Below are 19,413 nucleotides of genomic sequence, written 5' to 3' on the forward strand. Positions count from 1 at the left end.
ATATCGGAACCATCTTTTAAGTGCTTGATTTTTCAGGGCTTTTTTATTAAACTGTCCATTTTATAGGGTACAGTTCATAAAATATAAGGTGGTGCTTTTTATTTCCTTTATTTCTTAAAGTACGTCCAACCTTCTTCTTGGTAAACCTTTTCTTCTTTCATCAACTTACCAAGTGCACGCTTAAATGCAGCTTTACTCATATTGAAACGTTCTTTAATGTCTTCTGGATAGCTCTTATCCCAAAACGGCATTGCTCCGCCTCGTTCTTCCATATATGCATAAATCACTGCAGCATCATCTTCCATTCCTTCTTCCTTACGAGGAAGAAGAGAGATGTTAATTGTACCGTCATCTTTTACATCAATAATTCGTCCCGTTACACGCTGACCGATGCGAACTTGCTCTTTTCTTTCTGTATGATGTAAAAATGCACGGAAATGCTCATCTGTTAATACGAACGAACCAACTTGAAGTGAACGATACACACGTCCGTTTACGTTTTTATTACGCATAGATGGTGTCGCATCTACAACGATTTCTTGCATATCACTATCTCTTGCTGGAAGAGCAATTAAACGATCACGATTCGTTAATTTTAACGTACAATATAATTCGTCTCCAACTTCTGGCCATACTGGCATATAAATTGGGAATTCATCAGCTGGAATTAGTATATCTTTTGATACACCAATATCAACAAACACACCTAGACTAGGAATGACTTCTACAACCTTTACCCAGTTCCAATCATACGTTGTAATAATTGGTTCCTTCATTGTTGCCGAAATACGATTTTGGTGATCAAGATATAAGAATACATCAATCGTATCGCCTTCTTCAATTTCTCCAGCTACTTCATTTTTATGTAGGAAAATTTCTTCTTCTTCATTCCCAACCATATATCCGATTTCCGTTTCGCGTAAAACAGTTACCTGCTCAATCGATCCTATTTGTAAATACATATTTTTTTAATTCCCTTCTATATATATAAAATGAACTTTTTTAACTTTTTATATTTTTATCATTCCAAACAAAAGTTAATTATAACACGATTTTCTCTTTATTTGTCCAACTGCCCAAAATTCACTATAATAAAATGAGGTTACATCATTATAAGCATGAAAACACTTAAGTCTAAGCTCGTTTTCAGCTATACTTTAGTATGTACAGTACATAAAAAGATTAGAAATTTATTTGGAGGTGCTAACTATGGCAAAAGATAGTTCTTTTGACATCGTTTCGAAAGTAGAATTACCTGAAGTAACAAACGCAATTAACACTGCATTAAAAGAAATCCAAAACCGATATGACTTTAAAGGAAGTAAAAGTGATATTAAACTTGAGAAAGAAGTACTTGTTTTAACTTCTGACGATGAGTTCAAATTAGAGCAAGTAAAAGACGTTCTTATTTCTAAACTCGTAAAACGTAACGTTCCAATTAAGAACTTAGATTACGGAAAAGTTGAAGCGGCGGCTGGTAACACTGTTCGCCAACGCGCAACACTTCAACAAGGTATCGATAAAGATAACGCAAAAAAAATTAACAATATCATTAAAGAAATGAAATTAAAAGTAAAAACACAAGTACAAGATGATCAAGTACGTGTTACGGCGAAAAGCCGTGATGACTTACAAGCAGTTATCGCAGCAGTTCGTAGCGCTGATTTACCAATTGACGTACAATTTATTAACTACCGCTAAAAAGAAAAACATCCTCTGCATAGAGGATGTTTTTCTTTTTAGCGGGTAGAAACAATATGACGAGGACAAGAAGGTATTTGCGGTGAAAATTGCTGAGCGAACAGTGTTTATTCATGCGAATATCTTACAGGTGACCGCGTTGTTAGACTAGGTCTCATTGTAGAATTTTTTTATACATGGAATTGAGGATAACCTTTTAAAAATAAGGAAAAGACACCTTAGAACATTTCCCTTCAACTTGAAGCACTTTCTTTATCAATTGAATCCCAAACCAAAATCCCTCTCCTACTCAAGCGTAACAATTTATGAGTATAAGAATATTTTCCACCCTTCAATGTAATGTAAAATTAATAAGGAATCTTATTCCGTAAAAAAAGTTAATTATAAAAGAGTTAGAAGTGGTTATTTGAAGAAGTTAATATTATGTTTTTTATTGGCTATACTCTCTCTACATATGACAGGATGTTCTAATAATGTAACTACACTAAATGATAAATCTAATTGCATTCACAAAGCTTGGTACAAAAAAACTACGTTATGTAATAATTTAAAGAAACACTAAATAGTTGATGATAAAGCTCATAAAAAAAACACTTTAAGTTGCCTTCCTCTTACTTGAACCATCTTAATTTTAATATGGAAGGAAAAGAAGTATAAAGTGTTAATAAGGATGCAGATTTCAAAATAGAAAGTACGTTAAGTAAACTTTCATTAAAAAATTCATATTAAGTAATAATATTTTAGAATCAAGTTTATAAAAAATATTAAGAGGTTTATAAGTGTAAAACCTACAGGAACTTTTCCTGTAGGTTTTATTGTACTATAAGTAGTTATTTAGCAATTATGTTTTTCGAAATATCCTTCTTTAATTATTTGTAATTTTTTTTCGTTTTTTGTTAATTCAAATATAAATAACGCTGTTTTCATGTTATCAGCAACTTCTTCTTTATTAGATTGTTCAAGCTTTAATAAATTCGAACCTTTTTCATAGTATAGTTCACCCAATAAGTATAAAGTATTTAGATTAATAGCTAATTTGATACCCTTATCAATGTATTTTTTTGCTTCTTCGTATTGATATGTGTAATTTAAACATTTTGCTAAATTATAAATAATTTTTAATTTAATTTCTTTATCTCTAGGAAAATCTAACTTATCAAAATTATTTAAACATCTTTTTAATATATTAATACTCTCTTTATATTCTTTATTTTCTGCATGAAATATAGCCATTGTCTGCATAATATCTATTTCTCTCTCTGTTAAAAAATCAATATTCGTTACAGTTATTTTTAATGCATTATTCAAAAGAGTTAAAGCTGTTTTTATTGAGTTATTCACACGATATATAGCAATTGCTTCATGCCATATTAGAAATTGTTTATCTTCTTTCATTCGAAAATTATTTAAGTTTTTTTCTTTTGTTACTATTTCATAAAGCTCTTTATATTGATGTTGTCTTATGCAGTCTTTCATTACAAATTTTACATTTTCTATATATTTTAATTTTTTGTTTTGAGTTAGTGCAAATATATTATTTGGATCAATACCAAGCCTTTCTGATAATTGATATAACAATATGCTAGATGGATAAATCACACCTTTTTCAATCTTGCTAATTTGACTTTGTGAACATATTCCATGACACAATTCGGATTGTGATATATTTTTTTTAATTCTAAGTTCTTTAATGGTAATACCCAAATCGTAAAATTCCATTTTCGCTCCTCAAATATAACCCTTAATGAGTATAAAATTAGTTTTCATCTTTTAATGTAATGTAAAATTAGTATAGTTGCAATTATTGTTTTTTCTATTGTTCTTTTCACTTCTTTGCTCAGATGCATTTCGAGGCGCGAGTCTTACTTCGCAGAAAAACAGGTTAAGGAGAAAGTCTTCTCTTTAACCTGATCCCCTATACTTATTAAGAGCAACGCCTTACCTTAAACTGAAGACGAGATACTAAAGAAAATCGTTACTTATTTCCGTCTCTTTTTAACCGCAATTAAAAAAGCAATAAACAATACGTTCACACCAACTATTAAGGAGATAAATAACCAATTCACACCTGTTTCTCTATTAACTTTATACACATTTGATTCTTCACGCTTTAAAACGAGATAAAACTTTCCATTTTCTTCTCTTATAATTTCATCTTCTAACAATCCTCTTAACTCTTGTTTTTCACCAATCGTACTTGCAGGTAAAGCAACTTTTTGCGTCTCTTTCGTATTATTAATCGCTACTAATGTGACTTCATCTTTATACTTTCTCTTTAGTACACTCATTCCATCTTTATCGTATAGAAGCTCAAACGTACCGCGGCGTAAAGATGGTCTCGCTTGTCTAAGCTCACCAAGTTTCGTTATGTGTTGCATAAACTTTTCATCTGATTTGAAGTCCATTAATCGTCTATTATCTGGCGTACCTCCTCCATCCAATGCAATTTCAGTTCCGTAATAAAAATTCGGAATACCTGGTGTTGTTAATAAATATGTAAGAGCTAGTTTCAAACGAGATGGTGGATAATTCATATTCTCTTTTGCAATACGAGCAAATCTTTTTGTATCTTGATTATCTAAAAATGTAGCGGCTGCTCCGTCTTTTTTACTCACATCATATAAAGGTTTCACCGATACGTCCGCTTTGGAAAACGCATCTACTATTTTTTCGTTGTATTCACTATCTTCTTTTGTCATAACTCGAAAATCTTTCTTTATCACTTGCATATCTTTTTGCACATCATCCCAAAAAGCAGGCGACTTTTTTTCACTATGTATTACATAACTTGCATCTAAATCAACTTCTTTGATCCACCATTTCATCGAGTCAATTACTTGTTGTTCGTTTTCTCCAAGTGGAAATTGAAATACAACTTTCATTCCTTTTGCATGAGCTTCTTGCACAAGTTCTTTCACATCATTTTCTGTTCCGAAATGTTCATTTACCTTCTGAAAATTGCGCACGTCTAACCCATCGTATTTTACACTTTCAAAAAGCGGCGAAAGCATAACAGTAGTAAATCCCATTTCTTTTATGTAATCCAACCTTTTTATAATACCTCTTATATCTCCGCCCTGATATCCTTCTAAATTGCCAACTTCTAACTGTTTGTCATTTTTCGGTTCCCCATTATTAAAACGATCAATCATAATGGAATATATAACTTCGTCTCGCCACTCTCTTTTTTCGTCTGCAAATGTATGTATTGGTACAAACAAAACGACAGCTAAACAAAAACAAATGAATAGTTTCCTAGTATGTATTTTCCCCACACGCATCCCCCATGTATTTTAATTGTAAGAATATTATACCAATTATCCAAACGAATCGCATACGTTGATTTCATTCTTATTAAATTACTCCATGTTAGATTTTCTAACATTACATATAAAGTTTTCTGAATTTTTAGTTGATTTTCCTCTTTATTTCGAATATGATATGAAACATAACAAATTGATGTTATTTTTTCTAACATTATAGGAGGAGAGAGAATGAATACAGGAGATACGGTTTTTATGTTTGTAGCGACAGTAATGGTCATGTTAATGACACCAGGATTAGCACTTTTTTATGGAGGTATGGTTCGCAGTAAAAACGTACTCAGTACGACAATGCATAGTTATAGCGCAATGGCTATCGTTTCGATTCAATGGATTGTAATTGGTTATTCTTTATCATTCGGACCCGATTGGCACGGACTTATCGGCACATTCAATTGGTTCGGTTTAAACGGAGTTACCTACGCACCAAATCCAGACTACTCATCTACTATTCCTCACAATTTATTTATGATGTTTCAACTCATGTTTGCTATTCTAACCCCCGCTCTAATTTCAGGAGCATTTGCCGAAAGAATGCGATTTTCAGCTTTCCTTATTTTCATCCTTCTATGGACAACAATCGTTTACAATCCTGTCGCTCATTGGGTATGGGGCGTTGGCGGATGGCTAAGAGAACTTGGCGCATTAGACTTCGCTGGCGGTAATGTCGTTCATATTACATCTGGCGTGGCTGGCCTCGTATTAGCTATTTTCCTTGGAAAACGAAAAAACATAAACGGTTCGTCTCCTCATCATTTACCATTTACGATGTTAGGCGCTGGGCTGCTATGGTTCGGCTGGTTCGGTTTTAACGTCGGAAGCGCATTATCTTTAAATGATGTAGCTTTAACTGCATTTATTAATACAAATATAGCTGCCGCTACCTCCGCATTAACTTGGATGCTTTCAGAGTGGTTCTTCCAATCAAAACCGACCGCGATGGGAGCTGCTTGTGGCGCCGTTTCCGGTCTAGTCGCTATTACACCAGCTTGCGGGTTCGTTACACCTTTCTCAGCTCTTCTTATCGGAGCAATTGGCGGCGTATTATGCTTCGGAGCGGTCTTTTTCTTAAAAACAAAATTCGGATACGACGATACACTCGATGCATTTGGATGTCACGGCATCGGCGGAACTTGGGGCGGCATTGCGACAGGACTATTTGCAACTACTACCGTAAACAGCGATGGCGCTAACGGATTATTTTACGGAAACGCCGCGTTGCTGTTTAAACAACTTGTAGCAATCGGTGCAACATATGCGTTCACAATTATAATGACGTACGCGATTATTAAAGCAATTAACTTCTTCCTCCCTGTCCGGGTAGATGAGCACGAGGAACATATGGGACTTGATATTTCAATGCATGGGGAGAAAGCTTATGAGTATGTAGAAAAATCGGCTAATTAAAACGAAAAAGGTGTACTCCGTTCTAACACGGGGTACACCTTTTTCGTATATTCATAACGATACAATTATCCCAAACTATTGGTATATAAATATCTTTATCTATCTATTCATATAAACATCTTATCTTTTCATTAGTGCATTTAAAACAAGTTGTACCGCAACCGCATCATCTAAATAGCCGATTGGAAATATATAATCTGGGATTACATCGACCGATAATATAAAGTAAATGAGCGCACTTCCCATTAAAGCAAGTTCTGCAGTCGTTCCTTTCTTCTTCGAAAATCTCTCGTACAATTCTTTTAAATCATTAATAAATGGGCCGATACTGCTTACCTTTTGAATCTTTTCAAGAAACCCCTTTTCAATTGTTTCTTTCCCTTCTTCTGTTTGCGAATATTGTTCATAATTCGCTAACTGCTGCTCTACATTTGATATACTAAACTTTTGATCATATAGCTGAGCAGATTCAAGTAAGTGTTCAATATTATTAATGGAAACGTGAATATCAGATTGCTCCTCCTGTTTCGTGTCAATAGAATAACCTGCCGCTACAAACAAATCACCTACCGGAACATCAAGGCTCTCTGCGAACTTTTGCAAATGCTTCGGATTCGCCTTTCGCTTACCATTTACAATCATTGAAATTGTAGCGGTATCAATATTAGTGAGCGCACTAAGTTTTCGCATCGATAAAGACTTTTCCTTAAGTAATTTTTTCAACAACAATCCAAGATTACTTTTTTCATTATCTTGAGACATATCTCATTCCCCTTTATTCACGAGAATAACCATAGTTATTATATGAAAAATAACTACATCACTATACATTTTATATTAACAAATTTTTCTGACCATTTACAAGATAGAAGTCCCTTTATATGTTTACATTTTACAAACAAAAAAGCTATCTTCTATTCAAGATAGCTTTTTAAAATCATTTTAACCATTTCCGCAATAATACAAATACACTACCGCAAATTATATAAGAACTCACGAATATGACGATGGCCATAAAAAATGAATGATGTAGAGAAAAGGTTAGTATCATCAATAAGAAAGATACAAAGAATAAATCTAATAAAATAAAGTACCCTGAAGTTAAAACACTTTCTACTAACTGCAACTCCGACTCTAACTCCGAGTACTTTAGCCTTTTATACAGTAATCTCAATTTCACTCACCTTCTATGAATTAATCAAAAAATGCAGCAAACGCAATAACTAATAATAATGTTCCACTAATCAATGTACCAAACTGACCTAAAGTGAACTTACCGATACGAACGTGAGCAATCTTTCTCCCTAACGCAACTCCGCCCCATACTGTAATAAAACTACCCACTGCAGCGGCAATACAAATCGCAATTGGATTCAAACCAAATAATCCTGCGCCTAAACCATTCGTTAGTGCATTCGCAGACAAACCAATTCCAAGAAAAATAGATTCTACAAAACCGATTTCACCAGATTTACCGATATTTTTCGTTAAACCATTTATTTCTGTACTTGCCACTTCTCCCTCAGTCTCTTGCACCGGAACTTTACGAGGAATTGCTAGTAAAATAATTCGGAGACCAATTATCACTAATAAGAACGAACCGATTACAACAGGCATAATCCCAGGTAAAATTTTTGACAGCCATAAGCCAAAATATATTCCTACTACACTAAATAAAAAACAAATTATCGAAATAATAAAGTTTGATAGATGACTAATTTTTATATTTCGAATGCCGTAAGAAATTCCTACTCCTAAGTTATCGATACTTGATGAAAATGTTAATGCCAATACCATTATCCATGCTGCCATTTCGTTCACCCCTTCATATTGTTGAACATTCCGGAAACTAACGTGACATACATAGTACGGAATATGGATAAGGGAGACAAAACTCCCTATATCCCTTCCAATTAACGGCCCTGTTTACAAACGTGGTAGCGTGAACCACTTCATTATATTCATGCGATTCACCTTTCCTTTTTCACGAACAGATCGAAAAATTTCTCCTGTAAAAGACCCCATTTTAGTAGCAATCTCTTTTTGCATCTCTTTATTTTCTGATGCTACCTTTACACTCAAGTCTAACGCCTGTTCAAAATGCTCTAACGCTTTTTCTAAATGGTAATCTACATTTTGTTCAACAACTTTATGCGTCATTTCTTACTTCCTCCTTTTCCTCAACCTTTGCAGCCGCTTCTATTACCTCTTGCTCTTCAGCATAATCATCTTCAACATAAGAAAGTTCTTTCTCAAATTGTTTTTGCATTCTATCCATTTTCGCTTCTACAATAATATCTTCTACTTCTTCTTTAATTGTTTCAAAAGTAGATTTCACAACTTTTGTACCTGATTCAGCAAGTGGACGAAGTGTATTTCTTACAACAGGTAATAAAGCGGCACTCGCTAACGCTAAAGTAGACCCAATAACAATTTTTCGTATCATCTTCATTACTCCTTTACACTGTTTTTAATAATGCTAGTTCATTAACTGCCAATTTTTTCGAATCATCATTCTTATATGAAACTAAATTAATAATAGGTTTTGAAATTTGAGATACTGTGCCCGCTACAAGAAGAACAGGTACCCATTGCATAAATGTCAATGGAACGGTATGGAATATACGAGCAAACGGCGGAACATATATAGTTGATAATAATACAAGCCAAGACGTTCCTAATGCTGTTACAAAGAAACGATCTTTTGACCAATCACGCATCGTTTCATCTGACCCTTCTTGTCTCCAAGAAAATGTTTGAATAAGTTGACCTGCAACTAATGCAGCAAATGCTGATGTTTGCGCTACCGCAAGAGGCACGCCAGCCGCTAAGCTCATACCGAATAAAGCAAGTGAACCCGCTCCAAGCAGTATGCCTCGCGTTACAACCTTTTTGTATAGCTCTTTATCAACAATATCTTGACGTTTCGTTTGCTTCGTTTTGTTTCCAGGATTTACAGCTAAAATCATCGCTGGTAAAGCATCTGTAATAAGATTCATTAATAAAATTTGAATTGGCACTAACGGAATGGGCATTCCTGCAATAACTGCTGCACTTGTCACTAATACTTCAGCTAAATTTCCCGTTAATAAACACCCAACCGCTTTTCGAATATTACCAATGATCGTTCTACCTTCTTTTACCCCTTCCACAATGGAACCGAAATGATCTTTTTTCAATATAAGATCGGCAGCCTCTTTCGTTACTTCTGTTCCCGTTTGCCCCATTGCAATACCGATGTTCGCTTTCTTTATAGCAGGCGTATCATTCACACCATCTCCAGTCATCGCAACAATTTGACCGTCAGCTTGATATGCAGTTACTATGCGTAATTTATGGGCTGGTGTTACTCGCGCAAACACAGACGTGTTTTTCACGATATTTTCCAATTCTTCATCTGTTAAATTATCAATTTCTATCCCTGTTAAAACACGATCATCACGATTCCAAATGCCAGTCTGCTTCGCAATAGAGATCGCCGTAGTCGGATGATCCCCAGTAATCATGACTGGTTTTACACCAAGTTCAATCGCTTCACGAATACTCTCTTCCACTTCAGGTTTCGGCGGATCAATCATACCAACTAATCCAACAAAAATAAGGTCATCATTTTCACCATTACTATACGCAAACGCTAATACTCGCAGCGCCTGTTCTGCAAAACCTTCATTTTGTTGTAAAATCACTTCTTTTTCCTCATCACATAACGGATAGATTTCGCCATTATGTTGATACCATTTACATCTAGTAAGAATCGCCTCTACAGACCCTTTCGAAAACTTATAGATTGATTCATTTTCCTTACAAACGACACTCATAATTTTCGTCTCAGAGTCAAACGGTTCTTCATGATGTCGTTCAAATGATTTCATATCTTCATGTGACACCCCCACTTTAGAGGCCAAACTTAACAAAGCTCCTTCAGTCGGGTCACCTTTCACAATCCACTGATCCTCCTCTTGTTCTAATTTACTATTATTACAAAGAACACTAATTTGCAGAACGCGAACTAAATCTGGATGTTCTAATGGTGTGTTTTCACTTTCATGATAAGTCACTTCTTCTACTTCCATCTCTACAGCAGCAGCGACTTTAGATGACGTTACATCCGAAATCTTACCAACTGGTTCATATCCGTCACCAGATACACTCCATACACGATTTGGCGTAGCGATCACTTTAACCGTCATTTCGTTCTTCGTAAGAGTACCTGTTTTATCAGAGCAAATAACCGTTGTTCTACCCAACGTTTCTAAACTGGAAAGCTTCCGAACGAGCGCATTTTGCTTCTGCATACGGAATATCCCTGCGCTTAAAGCGATTGTAATCATAATCGGCAAACCTTCTGGAACAGCTGATGCTGTAAGGGCAACCGATGTTGTAATCATTTGCGTAATTGGTAAACCACGTAGTAACCCCGCTACAAGTACAATACCACCAGCTACAAAAGCCCCTTTAATAAACGTTTTACTAATAGACGTCACCTTTTGCTGGAGTGGTGTAGGTTCTGTTTCTTCTCCTTTCATCAAGGAAATCATATAGCCCATTTCTGTATTCATCCCTGTTTCCACTACTATAGCTTTCGCCTTACCGCGCGTTACAGACGTACCCATAAAGAGCATATTATTCCGCTCCGCTAACGAACATTCTTCTCCTATAGCATCCACTTTCTTCTCAACAGGTAGAGACTCCCCCGTTAACATTGCTTCATTCACTTCCAAATTCCAAGAATGTATAGTACGAAGATCAGCAGGTACACGGTCTCCAGCCTGCAGGCAAACAATATCACCGGGAACAAGCTCACTACTTGCTATTTCTACTTCTTCCCCTTCTCGAAGTACTGTACAATTCGGCGCACGGAATTGATTTAAAGCTTCCACTACTTTTTCGGCCTTCCGCTCTTGAAGAGTTCCAATTACCGCATTGACAACGAGGATTATGCCCATTGCTAACCCGTCAAACACACCGCCTGATAATACAGACAATCCAGCTGCTCCAAGTAAAATAAGCGATGTAAACTCTTTAAATTGGCCCATAAATGAAACAATCCAAGGAACAGACTGCTTCGGTTCAATTGTATTCACCCCATACTTTTCTTGTCGCACTTGCACTTCTTGCTCACTTAATCCTCGCTGTTTCTCCACTTGCAAATCATTTATTACATCTTCTTGCGAGAGTGTATACCATTTAGTAGAAGGTTCTCTCACTGACGAGTCGTTCTTATTTACTATCTCTTTATTAGAAAAAATCTTCTCACTCACCCGCTTTGCTCTAGATAAAAATGTTAAAGATAGAGCATTCGCCATTAAAGCGATGACAGGTGCAGTAAATATAGACCAAACAGCCAACATCTCTCCAGCAATATTCCACATTTTTGCTACTCGAAAATGTTCCTTCACTAGCATATCTATTCGTTTTGCATACGCTATTGATTGGAAAATATTTTTCATTTCATAGTGAGCTACTGACGGAAATTCAATCTTTTCCTCACATACAAATAACACTTCTTCCCCATTCAAACGGATACGCTCTACACGTTCTACAACATCGCTATGTCGCCAGCTTGTATCTATACCGTATTGCGTAAGAACATCCTCATTTATATTTAAACTATTTCCCATAACAGCTATTGCCCATTTATTTTCGTTTAACTTATGAAAGATATGTGCAAACTCAGGAACAATTGTTATTTTTGATCCAACTAACAATCCGAGGCATTTTTGACCCTTTGCTACAAACTGAATGTTAAATCCTTCTTTGCTTAGTCTCTTCGCTTCTAACTCATATAGGCTTATATCTACACCATTTCGTTCTGCAAATTCTTTACTACCGACAAAAGATGGCATACCTTGTATTTCACCTTTTATCCCTTCATCATCAGCTTCAACTTCAAAAGCTTTCCTTAACGTTCTTCTTGTTTGCTTCGCTCGTTGCACAACCTCATCTTTCCAATCATGCTCACTTTTCTCTAGTAACGAAGCTGCCGTGCACAAAACTTGCCCTTCATCTTCTGAAACGCAGCTAATCTCCGCTTCTTCATTACGGAATATACGAGACACATCGTCAAATACGACCGTTCTCGTTCGAGACAATTGAGATAATGACCCTTCATTTGGAATAACGTATCCTCTTTCTCGCGCAACGAGATCCCCTTGTCGCCACGCATACTCAGCAGATGAAACAGCAGGTTTTGGATTCGCAGCTAATAAAACCGCCATTCCGCGTAACGGATTTCTCGTAAATGCCCATGTTGCTCCGCCAAAAAGCATACCCCATTTCGATTGTCTTTCACTGTATGCTTTAATCTCCGGGGATAAAATCCTTTCTTTGTACGAATCTGTTTCTTCATTTATATTCGCCTGACTACGCTTCCAATTTAAATAGTTTAATAGACTAAGTCCCGCTAATACGATAATATTTTCTCGCGCAAGTGCTAGCGCTAGCGTTCCTATGCCAAGCACTAAATCAGAATTCACTTTTTTGCTAGCAACCATTTTTTTGAATCCTCGTTTAAGAAACGGATATCCTGTTACAACGGATAAAGCACCCGATACATAAAAAAGCCCTGGACTTCTAGCTAAAGCTGACCTTCCCATAAATAATTGCTTTATACCAAATGCACCTAATCCAGCGACAGAAAGCGCTAACGGTAACGGGACACCTTCACCTTTTTTCTCGTAAGAAATTACACTAGATGAAGAATCTTCTACTTTCTTCGTTTCTTCCATATTATTAAGGTTATTATTTTTTGTAATTTGTTCTTCTAGGAGTTTAATTATTTCACAAATTGTATGTAGAGAGGTCTTGTTGATATCGTAAGTAATAAGGGCTCTTCCCGTAGAAATAGAGGGACTTACTTGATAAATACCTTCCACGTCACGAAAACGTTCTACTATCAAGTTCGCCATATTTGTATTGTATTTCAGTTTATATATTTCAATTCGAATTCTTCCAGGTAACGATCGTATAAATCTCGTTTTCAATGATTTACTCTGCATCATCATCCTCCTTATTCTTGTAAATGAAATAACATCACTTACTATTTAAGGAGTAACAGGTAGGCTTTCATAATCTACACTCTCATTCGAATGATATGCATTTACACGAGATGCCCATTTTTCCTGGAATTTAGAAATTGTAATCGGCACTGCTTCTACCGCTCCGATAATCGGTGATACTGTTTTTACCGCCGCTTTTCGTGCCGCTTCTTTAACTTTCGGCAGAGCTTCTTCCATTTCTGAACCAGCACTTTTCATTTGTTCTTTTGCACCGAGAAAAGCAGATACTGTTTTTACCGCTAATTTTCTTAACCCCGTTCTCGCTTTCGGTGACGCCAATATAACTGCTGCTACCCCAACAGCTATACCGATTGGTGATTTCATAAATCGAAACATGTACATTTCTCCTCACTTCATTATTTTTGAGTCTGTAAACTGAATCAATCCTATCCAAGCTAAGTAAACGTGTAATCCATTTTGTCACATCCTTTTTTTGTAAAAAGTATATATCGAGTATATATTTTCATTTGCATTATTTCAACAATTTATTAGTTTTTTGTAAATTTTATGTTAATTCAGAAAAATGTTTTGTAAACTTTTCTATTCTTATGCAAGTATACAGGTAATATATTCCACATTATTCTTGCTCAATTATTGAGATTATATTGAGAATTCGTTTTGTTTTTTTACAAATCACAAACTAAGACATGCACTTTTACAAAACAAATTTTATATACTATAAAAAATGCCTCAGGGAGTGATTTTCATGAGCTTATCCTATTGGAAATACGCAATTCTTAATCATATCACTACAAATTTCCGCACCTTCTTATTTAATATCATTGTCGCTATTTTAGGTGAAATCGCAATTTTCCTCGTCCTCAGTTTTGTCCCAAAAAGATTTCATAAATTTTTCGCATAAAAAGGCCTGAGTTCCTATCTATTGTAGAACTCAGGCTGCTTAGCTTTATTGAATGTAGGGGAACCGTTACATATTGTTTATATTCGCATCTCGAAATACCCCATCTAGTATTTGGTAGAATATATCGGCGATTCTTCGGATATATCGACGATTTTTCAAATATATCAGCGATTATTTCAATATATCGACGTTTCGACACAGGATATCGATTTACCAGCAAATTTCGACATGTCGAAAATGAAAAATACCCCAGAATAATTTTACAAAAAAAGACGACCGTTTAACAGTCGTCTTTTCCAATTTATTTCGGAGCATTTCCTACATATTGCGTAATATCAACATTTAATGATTGCGCTAAACGCATACCGTACTCTTGATCTGCACGGAAGAAGTTACAAACAGCTAGTAATTTCGTGCGTTCATTTACGTCTTTTAAGTCATTTGTTAAGTTTGCAATTAAGTTGTCTTGCTCTTCTTTAGAGAATGAACGGTAACGCTCACCAGCTTGTTTGAAATCATTTGGTTTGTCAATTTTCTCACGAGATACATAGCCTTCTACTTTCATAGTTGAATCGCGGTAAGCTGGGTCTTCAACTGGATTTTCAGCATGACGGCTCGGTTCGTAGTTGATTGTAGATGGGTTTTGATTGATTTGCATCGCACCATCACGTTGTTGGTTATGAACAGCTGCATATGGGCAGTTTACAGGAATTTGTAAGTAGTTTGCACCAAGGCGATAACGCTGTGTATCTGGATAAGAGAATAAACGACCTTGTAATAATTTATCTTCAGATGGTTCAATACCATTTACAGTTGCACTTGGAGAGAACGCCACTTGTTCTACTTCAGCAAAGAAGTTTTTCGGGTTACGATTTAACGTCATTGTCCCTACTTCCATTAATGGAAAACGATCTTCTGGCCAAACTTTCGTTGGATCTAACGGATCGAAATCTAAAGAATCCGTTTCTTCTAGTTGCATCACTTGTACGTGTAAATCCCACTTCGGATAATTTCCTTTTTCGATTGCATCGAATAAGTCACGAGTTGCATGGTTGAAGTCTTTTCCTTGTACTTCTTGCACTTCTTTTGCACTTAAGTTACGTACACCTTGCTGTGGTTTCCAGTGATATTTAATGTAGACAATTTTACCTTCTGCATTAATCCATTTAAATGAATGTACACCGAAACCTTCCATTTCACGATAGCTCGCTGGTGTACCGTAATCAGAAAATACCCATGTCATCATATGTGTAGATTCTGGACTTAACGTCATGAAATCCCAGTAACGATCTGGTGTTTGAATATTTGTATCAGGTGCTGGTTTTAAAGAATGCACCATATCAGGGAATTTAATTGCATCACGAATGAAGAAGACCGGTAAATGATTACCTACGATATCATAGTTTCCTTCTTCTGTATAAAATTTAACAGCGAACCCACGTGGATCACGAGCTGTTTCTGGAGAACCTTGACCATGAATAACCGTTGAAAAACGAACAAATACAGGCGTTTCAGTTCCTTCATTTTGTAAAAATGCTGCTTTCGTATATTGCTTCATGCTATTTTTCGTAACGAATACACCATGAGCACCTGCACCACGTGCGTGCACAACACGCTCTGGAATACGTTCACGATCAAAGTGAGCCAATTTTTCTACTAAATGATAGTCTTCTAATAATACCGGTCCACGGCGACCAGCTGTACGAGAATTTTGGTTGTCTCCAACCGGAGCACCTTGGTTTGTTGTTAAACGATTATTTGGATTCATCTAGGGGGATCCTCCTCTTTCTTTCATAGTAATTATTATTTATTTAAAATTATTATAATCTAATTATTATTCAAAACTAAATCTTTGTCAACTACTTCTTTCATTTTTTTGGAAACAATTTCAGTTAAGCAATCGATAAATATAGATTGTGAATTTGGCATATTCGGTCTAAAATACGTAGCATTTATTTCATCCGTTACAGCTCTACACTCGTAATCGTTGTCATATAAAACTTCTAGATGCTCTGCGACAAAGCCAACTGGGCAATATATGAAAGATTCATATCTATGCTCCTCAAATAAATCTCTCGTTAAATCTTGCACATCCGGTCCAATCCATGGATCAGGTGTATTTCCGGCACTTTGCCAACCTATTGTATAATTTTGAATGTTTGCAGCTGCTGCGATTAAATCCGCCGTATGCTGCAATTGCTTCACATAAGGATCACCCGCCGCAATAATTTTCTCTGGTAAACTATGCGCAGAAAAAATGACAACTGCTTTCTCTTTATCTTCAATCTTTGTAAATGTTTCTTTTATTTGATCTGCCCAATACGAAATAAATTTTGGTTCATCATACCATTGTTCAATTGGTTCAATAACAGGACCACCAATTTCTTCCGAAAGACGAATAGCACGGTCATTATACGCTTTAATGCTAAATGTAGAATAATGCGGTGCTAATACGATACTAATCGCCTGCTCAATCCCATCACGCTTCATCTCTTCTACTGCATCTTCTATAAATGGGGCTATATGTTTTAATCCTAAGTAACAATTAAATTCATACTCTGTAAATATATTATTCATTGAATCTGTTAATTTATGCGCTTGCTCTTTCGTAATTTTTGCAAGTGGTGAAATTCCGCCAATCGCTTTATAACGCCCAATTAAATCTTGGAGTGCTTCTTCAGAAGGTTTGCGCCCGTGGCGAATATGTGTGTAGTACGCTTCTACATCCTCTAATGATTCTGGCGTTCCATATGCCATTACGAGTAAACCTATTTTTTTCTTTGCCATCTATATAACACCTCAATTTTATAAAGTGAAACTTTAATCAGTGGGGAGGTTCTTCATCCCCCACTGATTATTAGTTGAACCAATCGGACTTTTATGGGCAGTTGATCCCCCACCTAAATTCTTTTCTTTCGCTGAATTTTGGGGTGGGGGTCTTACTGCCCATTAAAGCGGGATAAATGAGAATCTTTTTCAAGAACATTTGTTTCCAATTATAACAACTAATAATAATTACGTCAAAATAATTATTATAAATAAAGATTTTTTATAATATGATTTTGAATTTTATATGACAATTTTTTTAATAAAAAGCGACTTACATATAAAGTAAGTCGCTTTTCTTCTATTCTTTAATATTTACCCCGTATTCTTTAAACCAAACATGAATTTGCGCTAAATGAGCTAAAAGCTGAGGCCCAGTCATTAATTGACCGAACCAAGGTGTTTGAAATGCGCTGCCGCCTGACTCAATTAATCCGCTCAGCTGTTCTTTATCAAATAGTTCGTGTAAAATCGAGCCTTTATCCGTTAATAAATCTTGTAGCCACACCGTTACTGCTTTCGTATAGTGCGGATTATGCGTTTTCGGATACGGGCTCTTCTTTCTATATAAGATGTCATTTGGAAGTAATCCTTCTAGTGCTTTACGCAATAGACCTTTTTCGCGATTTTTATACATTTTCATTTCCCAAGGAATATTCCACGCATATTCGACAAGTCGGTGATCCGCAAATGGAACGCGTACTTCTAAGCTTGCACCCATACTCATACGATCTTTTCTGTCTAATAATGTTGTCATAAACCATACCATATTTAAATAAAATAATTGTCGTCTCTTTGCTTCAATTGGGCTTTCTCCCTCTAAAATAGGAACTTCTTGAATGGACTCTTCATAGCGCTGCTGTACATATTGTTGTAAGTTTAATTTATTTCTCCATTCTTTCTTTAGCAGTTGTTCACGTGCTTCTGTAGAGCGCATCCACGGAAATGCACTCGATTGTAAATCATCCTCTCTATAAAACCACGGATACCCACCAAATATTTCATCTGCACATTCCCCAGATAGACCGACGACAAAATCTTGTTTAATCTCACGACAAAACCATAATAATGACGAATCAATATCTGCCATACCAGGTAAATCGCGAACGAGCACCGCTTCTGTTAAATACTGCGCTAATTGTTCATTTGAAATGACGCAGCGATGATGGATTGTTTGAAACGTTTCAGTCATCAAATGAATAAATGGTGCATCTGAATTTGGCTGAAACGCATTTGCTTTAAAGTATTTGTCATTATCTTCGTAATCAATCGAATATGTGTGCAATTGCCCTTTTCCTGATCTTTCGTATTCTTTCGCAGCAATTGCTGTAATCGCGCTCGAGTCTACACCACCTGATAGAAAAGTACACAGTGGTACATCAGAAACGAGCTGCCTTGTAATCGCATCTTGTAATAAAAAGCGCGTTTTCTCTACTGTTTCTTCAAAAGAATCTTCATGCTTTTTACTTTCCACATTCCAATATCTCCATATGCATAAACCGTTCTTTGAAAATGTCATCGCATGACCTGGACGTAATTCTTTTATACCAGCATAAATACCGTGACCAGGCGTTCTAGATGGTCCAAGTCCGAATATTTCAGATAATCCTTCTAACGTCACTTCCGCCTTCACATCTGGATGCGCCAATATCGCTTTTAACTCTGATCCAAATAGTAATCGCCCACTGTCATATTTATAAAATAGCGGCTTTACACCTAATCGATCACGCGCAATAAACACTTGTTCTTTCTGTTCATCCCATACAGCAAACGCATATATACCGTTTAAATGATCGACACATTCTTCTTTCCATTCCATATATGATGCTAATAGTACTTCCGTATCAGAATGACCTTTGAACGTATATCCTCTTCTTAATAGTTCCTTTCGAATATCTTCCGTGTTATACAGTTCGCCATTATAGCAAATTGCATAATTCGTTTCATCTTTTAAACAAGTCATCGGCTGTTTACCACCCTCAGGATCAACAACGATTAACCGTTTATGCCCAAATGCGACATTCCCTTTAATCCAAACTTTATTATCATCTGGGCCACGCTTCGCTAACGTCTCAGCCATCTTCGTAACGACGTCCCGTTCTCCTTCTAATGAGCGTTTATAATCCACCCATCCTGTAATCCCGCACATATAAATCATCCTTCCATCTTATTTCTTTTCTTGAACGTGCAGTAATCCCCACCCTAAGAGGTGCGGATTAAAAAATGAAAAACTTGA

General features: G+C 36.0%; 15 protein-coding genes. 2 read left to right on the forward strand and 13 right to left on the reverse strand.

What is annotated here, in order from left to right; translation table 11 throughout:
* Positions 1-107 precede the first annotated feature (107 nt).
* On the reverse strand, positions 108-962 hold the full coding sequence (locus PDK19_RS20415; protein ID WP_000281266.1) for a CvfB family protein: 855 nt from the start codon (positions 960-962) through the stop codon (positions 108-110).
* A 247-nt stretch (positions 963-1,209) separates the two neighbouring features.
* Here PDK19_RS20415 and PDK19_RS20420 point away from each other — a divergent pair, with 247 nt between their 5' ends.
* Positions 1,210-1,701, forward strand: coding sequence for a YajQ family cyclic di-GMP-binding protein (locus PDK19_RS20420; protein ID WP_001040153.1), 492 nt, complete (start codon positions 1,210-1,212; stop codon positions 1,699-1,701).
* Positions 1,702-2,535: 834 nt separating this feature from the next.
* Here the strand turns inward: PDK19_RS20420 and PDK19_RS20425 are convergent.
* Both PDK19_RS20425 and PDK19_RS20430 read right to left on the reverse strand, forming a co-directional pair.
* A complete protein-coding gene (locus PDK19_RS20425) occupies positions 2,536-3,420 on the reverse strand; it encodes a helix-turn-helix domain-containing protein (RefSeq protein WP_000397888.1) in 885 nt (294 codons plus the stop codon).
* Between the two features lie 260 nt (positions 3,421-3,680).
* On the reverse strand, positions 3,681-4,982 hold the full coding sequence (locus tag PDK19_RS20430; RefSeq protein ID WP_049112534.1) for an alpha-amylase family glycosyl hydrolase: 1,302 nt from the start codon (positions 4,980-4,982) through the stop codon (positions 3,681-3,683).
* Between the two features lie 213 nt (positions 4,983-5,195).
* On the opposite strand from PDK19_RS20430, the gene PDK19_RS20435 reads away from it, so the two are divergent.
* Positions 5,196-6,431, forward strand: a complete 1,236-nt coding sequence (locus PDK19_RS20435) for an ammonium transporter (protein WP_074614838.1) — start codon at positions 5,196-5,198, stop codon at positions 6,429-6,431.
* 120 nt (positions 6,432-6,551) lie between these two features.
* On the opposite strand, the gene PDK19_RS20440 is transcribed toward PDK19_RS20435, so the two are convergent.
* The 10 genes from PDK19_RS20440 to asnB all read right to left on the reverse strand — a co-directional run bounded on the left by PDK19_RS20440 (position 6,552) and on the right by asnB (position 19,326).
* A complete protein-coding gene (locus PDK19_RS20440; protein WP_049112533.1) occupies positions 6,552-7,193 on the reverse strand; it encodes a helix-turn-helix domain-containing protein in 642 nt (213 codons plus the stop codon).
* Positions 7,194-7,368: 175 nt separating this feature from the next.
* On the reverse strand, positions 7,369-7,605 hold the full coding sequence (locus PDK19_RS27335; RefSeq protein WP_071713437.1) for a hypothetical protein: 237 nt from the start codon (positions 7,603-7,605) through the stop codon (positions 7,369-7,371).
* 20 nt (positions 7,606-7,625) lie between these two features.
* On the reverse strand, positions 7,626-8,306 hold the full coding sequence (ytaF, locus tag PDK19_RS20445) for a sporulation membrane protein YtaF (protein WP_229130798.1): 681 nt from the start codon (positions 8,304-8,306) through the stop codon (positions 7,626-7,628).
* Between the two features lie 51 nt (positions 8,307-8,357).
* Positions 8,358-8,591 carry a hypothetical protein gene (locus PDK19_RS20450; RefSeq protein ID WP_000149057.1) on the reverse strand — a complete coding sequence of 78 codons (234 nt, stop codon included), beginning with the start codon at positions 8,589-8,591 and terminating at the stop codon, positions 8,358-8,360.
* Entirely contained in the window at positions 8,581-8,877 is a 297-nt protein-coding gene (locus tag PDK19_RS20455) for a hypothetical protein (protein WP_000619722.1), read from the reverse strand. The genes PDK19_RS20450 and PDK19_RS20455 overlap by 11 nt, the downstream gene beginning before the upstream one ends.
* A 13-nt stretch (positions 8,878-8,890) precedes the next feature.
* Entirely contained in the window at positions 8,891-13,429 is a 4,539-nt protein-coding gene (locus PDK19_RS20460; RefSeq protein ID WP_001190926.1) for a cation-translocating P-type ATPase, read from the reverse strand.
* A gap of 45 nt (positions 13,430-13,474) precedes the next feature.
* Complete coding sequence (locus PDK19_RS20465) at positions 13,475-13,825, reverse strand: YtxH domain-containing protein (protein WP_049113328.1); 351 nt, start codon at positions 13,823-13,825, stop codon at positions 13,475-13,477.
* Positions 13,826-14,652: 827 nt separating this feature from the next.
* Entirely contained in the window at positions 14,653-16,119 is a 1,467-nt protein-coding gene (katB, locus tag PDK19_RS20470) for a catalase KatB (RefSeq protein ID WP_001069174.1), read from the reverse strand.
* Between the two features lie 59 nt (positions 16,120-16,178).
* On the reverse strand, positions 16,179-17,138 hold the full coding sequence (gene hemH / locus PDK19_RS20475; RefSeq protein ID WP_270707924.1) for a ferrochelatase: 960 nt from the start codon (positions 17,136-17,138) through the stop codon (positions 16,179-16,181).
* A gap of 340 nt (positions 17,139-17,478) precedes the next feature.
* Entirely contained in the window at positions 17,479-19,326 is a 1,848-nt protein-coding gene (asnB, locus tag PDK19_RS20480; protein ID WP_000334010.1) for an asparagine synthase (glutamine-hydrolyzing), read from the reverse strand.
* Between the last annotated feature and the right edge of the window lie 87 nt (positions 19,327-19,413).

The organism is Bacillus cereus group sp. BcHK124, from assembly GCF_027712065.1.
Lineage (GTDB): Bacteria > Bacillota > Bacilli > Bacillales > Bacillaceae_G > Bacillus_A > Bacillus_A pacificus.

Excerpts from the sequence above, each read along its gene's own strand:
- katB (WP_001069174.1), bottom strand. The coding sequence starts at position 16,119 with ATGAATCCAAATAATCGTTTAACAACAAACCAAGGTGCTCCGGTTGGA.
- PDK19_RS20460 (WP_001190926.1), bottom strand. The coding sequence starts at position 13,429 with ATGCAGAGTAAATCATTGAAAACGAGATTTATACGATCGTTACCTGGA.
- PDK19_RS20455 (WP_000619722.1), bottom strand. The coding sequence starts at position 8,877 with ATGATACGAAAAATTGTTATTGGGTCTACTTTAGCGTTAGCGAGTGCC.
- hemH (WP_270707924.1), bottom strand. The coding sequence starts at position 17,138 with ATGGCAAAGAAAAAAATAGGTTTACTCGTAATGGCATATGGAACGCCA.
- PDK19_RS20450 (WP_000149057.1), bottom strand. The coding sequence starts at position 8,591 with ATGACGCATAAAGTTGTTGAACAAAATGTAGATTACCATTTAGAAAAA.
- PDK19_RS20420 (WP_001040153.1), top strand. The coding sequence starts at position 1,210 with ATGGCAAAAGATAGTTCTTTTGACATCGTTTCGAAAGTAGAATTACCT.
- asnB (WP_000334010.1), bottom strand. The coding sequence starts at position 19,326 with ATGTGCGGGATTACAGGATGGGTGGATTATAAACGCTCATTAGAAGGA.
- PDK19_RS20465 (WP_049113328.1), bottom strand. The coding sequence starts at position 13,825 with ATGTTTCGATTTATGAAATCACCAATCGGTATAGCTGTTGGGGTAGCA.
- PDK19_RS20440 (WP_049112533.1), bottom strand. The coding sequence starts at position 7,193 with ATGTCTCAAGATAATGAAAAAAGTAATCTTGGATTGTTGTTGAAAAAA.
- PDK19_RS20425 (WP_000397888.1), bottom strand. The coding sequence starts at position 3,420 with ATGGAATTTTACGATTTGGGTATTACCATTAAAGAACTTAGAATTAAA.
- PDK19_RS20415 (WP_000281266.1), bottom strand. The coding sequence starts at position 962 with ATGTATTTACAAATAGGATCGATTGAGCAGGTAACTGTTTTACGCGAA.
- PDK19_RS20435 (WP_074614838.1), top strand. The coding sequence starts at position 5,196 with ATGAATACAGGAGATACGGTTTTTATGTTTGTAGCGACAGTAATGGTC.
- PDK19_RS20430 (WP_049112534.1), bottom strand. The coding sequence starts at position 4,982 with ATGCGTGTGGGGAAAATACATACTAGGAAACTATTCATTTGTTTTTGT.